General features: G+C 66.6%; 4 protein-coding genes and 1 pseudogene (1 of these 5 only partly in view). 2 read left to right on the top strand and 3 right to left on the bottom strand.

Annotated elements, in window-relative coordinates:
• Positions 1-708, top strand: a pseudogene (locus FG95_RS20805) (hypothetical protein); the annotation flags it as partial.
• On the opposite strand, the gene FG95_RS14050 reads toward FG95_RS20805, so the two are convergent.
• Both FG95_RS14050 and FG95_RS14045 read right to left on the bottom strand, forming a co-directional pair.
• On the bottom strand, positions 705-1,097 hold the full coding sequence (locus FG95_RS14050) for an acyl-CoA thioesterase (protein WP_037556698.1): 393 nt from the start codon (positions 1,095-1,097) through the stop codon (positions 705-707). The pseudogene FG95_RS20805 and the gene FG95_RS14050 overlap by 4 nt on opposite strands.
• Positions 1,094-1,396 carry a hypothetical protein gene (locus tag FG95_RS14045; protein ID WP_037556703.1) on the bottom strand — a complete coding sequence of 101 codons (303 nt, stop codon included), beginning with the start codon at positions 1,394-1,396 and terminating at the stop codon, positions 1,094-1,096. The genes FG95_RS14050 and FG95_RS14045 overlap by 4 nt, the downstream gene beginning before the upstream one ends.
• Positions 1,397-1,521: 125 nt before the next feature.
• Here FG95_RS14045 and FG95_RS14040 point away from each other — a divergent pair, with 125 nt between their 5' ends.
• On the top strand, positions 1,522-1,947 hold the full coding sequence (locus FG95_RS14040; protein ID WP_037556697.1) for a CBS domain-containing protein: 426 nt from the start codon (positions 1,522-1,524) through the stop codon (positions 1,945-1,947).
• On the opposite strand, the gene FG95_RS14035 is transcribed toward FG95_RS14040, so the two are convergent.
• Positions 1,932-3,177: the 3' portion of a lipopolysaccharide biosynthesis protein gene (locus tag FG95_RS14035; RefSeq protein ID WP_037556696.1), read on the bottom strand. 287 nt of this gene lie beyond the right edge of the window; only the last 1,246 of its 1,533 coding nucleotides appear in the window; its start codon lies off the right edge, out of view — the gene reads right to left on this strand; its stop codon occupies positions 1,932-1,934. The two genes, FG95_RS14040 and FG95_RS14035, sit on opposite strands and share 16 nt — an antisense overlap.

The following is a 3,177-nucleotide window of genomic DNA, read 5'->3' as shown; positions in this document are numbered from 1 at the left end:
CCACCCCCGCCGCCCGATCCGCCGCCGCCCGCGGCGATGGAGGAGGGCATGGACAGCATCGTCGTCACCGGATCGCGCATGCAGCGCGCGATGATGACGACGCCCGTCGCGATCGTCGCGAGCCAGGAAGATCTGGGCGACCTAAAACTCTATCGCGTGCCCATCCCGGTCACCGTCGCCGCGAACGGACAGAAACAGGTCGCGCTGCTCGTCAAGGACGGCGTGCCGTTTCGCACAATCTATCGCCTGCGCGTCTATCCGGGCGACGAGGGCGAGGCGATGGAGCCCGAAATCCTGCTGCGGATGCAGAACAAGAAGGCCGAAGGGCTGGGCGTTCCGCTGCCGAGCGGACAGGCGGCGGTGTTCGAGCCCGTCGGCGGCCGCGAGATGCTGGTCGGCGAGGGCCGGATGCGCGACCATGCGGTCGGCGAGAAGGTCGATCTCGTCATCGGCGAGAGCAGCCAGGTGCGAATCGACATGGAGAATTATATGCCGCCGAAGAATGGCCAGCACGACTATCGCATCACCGTGACCAATGCGAACCCGCATCCCGCGGACGTCGAACTCGGCTTCGACGTCGACGACAGCGACCGCCTCGATTCGCGCATCCGCAAGCTTCCGCGCCGCGACGGCCTGCTCACCTGGGTCGTCCGCGTCCCCGCGAACGGCAGCAAGACGTTCCACTACCGCGTGAAGGCGGAAGACTAAGCCGGGGGCAGCGCGCGCGGGCGGTGATTCTCGTCGAGCGCGACGAAGGTGAACAGCCCCTCGGTGACGCGCTCCTCGGTCCGCCCGCCGTCGCGCGTCGCGATCACTTCGATCCTGATGCCCATCGACGTGCGCCCGCGCCGCTCGAGATGCGCATAGACCGAGATGATGTCGCGCAGCAGGATCGGTGCGATGAACTCCATCGTCTCGATCGCCACCGTCGCGACCGCGCCCTGTGCGACGCGCCCGGCGACGATGCCGCCCGCGATGTCCATCTGGCTCAGCACCCAGCCGCCGAAGATATGCCCGTTGGCGTTGATGTCGGCGGGGCGGGGGACGACGCGCAAGATCGGGTCGCGCGGGCAATCGGGGGGCGTTGGTTCGGTCATGGTTTCAGATCCGGGTCGTCTTCGAAAGGGTCTTCGATCGATTCGTCGTGGCCGCTGCCGCTCGACAGAAAGACGAGTCCCATCAGCGCCGCGCCGAGCATCACCGACAGGCCGATGCCGGCCGCGGTCGCTATGATCATATGGATCGTCAGCGCCTCGCCCATCGTGAAGCGCAGCCAGCCGAGCGCGCCGAGGACGGCGAGCAGCGACACCAGCGCCATGCCCTTCATCAGCCGGCGATAGCGCGCCCAGGCGACATTCGACGTGTCGCGATTGTCGAGCGGAGAGCGTTTGACCATGCGCGCCTCCATGGACCAAGCCGCCGCCGCGGCCAAGCGGCATTGCGGCGGGTGGGACGTTTCGTCCCACCGGCGAATCATGATAGGCTTGCCCGGCAACAGAACCAAATATGGGAGCGGCAGCTATGACGATCGGAGCGATTCTTCGTGAACGGACCGGGGCGGTGATTTCGGCGCGGCCGGGCGACGCGGTCCGCGCCGTGATCGACCTGCTGGCGCAGAATCGAATCGGCGCGGTTCCGGTGCTCGAGGGCGATATGGTGGTCGGCATCTTTTCCGAACGCGATATCGTTCGCCTCCTCTCCTCTTATGGTCCCGACGCGCTCGACCGCAGCCTCGACGAGGTGATGACCAAATCGCCGGTGACCTGCGATTCGGACATGGCGGTGATCGGCGCGCTATCGCAGATGACGCAAAAGCGCATCCGTCACCTGCCCGTCGTCCATGGCGGCAAGATGGTGGGCTTCGTGTCGATCGGCGATCTCGTCAAATATCGCATCGACAAGATCGAGGCCGAAGCCGCGGCGATGCGCGACTATATCGCGTCCTGAGTCGGCGCGTCGGCGGCGGGCGGCCGGCGACGAAGCACCAGACGGATCACCTCGGCGAGCGCCTCGCGTTCGAGCAGCCACAGGAGCGCGCCGTATAGCGCCACGCCAAGGCCGACGAGCAGCGCGAGCTGCACCGGCGCGGCGAGGCCGAGCGATTCGAGCGCCTGACCCGCAAAGCCGACCCCGATCGCCATCACCAGTGCGGGCGCGAGTCCCGGCAGCATCGCGCGCGCGACATCCCACAGCGATATGCCGATCAGCGGCGCCGACAGCCGCGCGGTGACGATAAGGAGCAGGGGGGCCGCGATCAGCCACGCCCACGCCATGCCGATCAGCCCCCATTCGGCGCCGACGAGGAATGACACCGGAAAGAGAATCGCGCCGCTCATCGCGGTGAACATCGAAATCGACGGTTTGCCGAGCGCATTGGTGACCGGGGCGAAGAGAATCTGCACCGTCATCAGGATCAGCGCGAGCGAGATGAGCTGGATATAGGGCGCCATTCCCAGCCACTTCGTCCCGAACAGCGTTTCGATCATCGGCGCGGCGACCACCGCGAGCCCGCAATAGAAGGGCGCGGCGACGAGCATCAGGATTCGCACCGTCTTCAGAAAGGACCAGCGCACCGCGGCGGCATCCCTCTTGATTCGCGCATAGGCGGGGAAGGCGACCTCGTTCAGCGGCGGCACGAACTTCGCCATGAATATCTGCGCGAGGAAGAGCGCCTCGGCATAAAGGCCGAGCGCGTGGGCATCGAATCGCGCGCCGGCGATGAAAATGTCCGACTGGCTTTGCACCAGCCAGAAGAGCTGGCTGAACAGCACCGCCGATCCGAATCCGACGATCTGGCCGCATCCCTTGAAGTTGAAGCTCGGCCAGACGAGCAGCCGCGCGACGAGGGTCAGCCCGATAGCGCGCGTCCAGAACATCGCGATCGGCGCATAGACGAGCGTCCACACGCCATAGCCCGCGAGCGCGCAGCCGAGTGCGGTGCCCGCGCCCGCGAACGCCGCGAGCAGATTGACGATCGCCTGGCGCCGGAAATCGAGCGCGCGGCTCATCATCACTTCGGGAAGCGCGATGAAGGGCGTGGCGAGGAAGAGCAGCGCCTGCACGCGAAGCAGGTCGGCGACCATCGGCTGCCCATAATAGGCCGCGGCGAGCGGCGCGCCGAAGAACTGGATCGCGGCGAGCAGCGCGTTGAGCAGCAGCAGCAGGCCGAACGCTTGT

Source organism: Sphingopyxis sp. LC363, from assembly GCF_000756385.1.
Lineage (GTDB): Bacteria > Pseudomonadota > Alphaproteobacteria > Sphingomonadales > Sphingomonadaceae > Sphingopyxis.
This window is presented reverse-complemented; position numbering and strand designations above follow the sequence as displayed.

Coding starts and splice junctions, on each gene's coding strand:
- FG95_RS14050 (WP_037556698.1), bottom strand. CDS start 1,097: ATGACCGAACCAACGCCCCCCGATTGCCCGCGCGACCCGATCTTGCGC.
- FG95_RS14045 (WP_037556703.1), bottom strand. CDS start 1,396: ATGGTCAAACGCTCTCCGCTCGACAATCGCGACACGTCGAATGTCGCC.
- FG95_RS14040 (WP_037556697.1), top strand. CDS start 1,522: ATGACGATCGGAGCGATTCTTCGTGAACGGACCGGGGCGGTGATTTCG.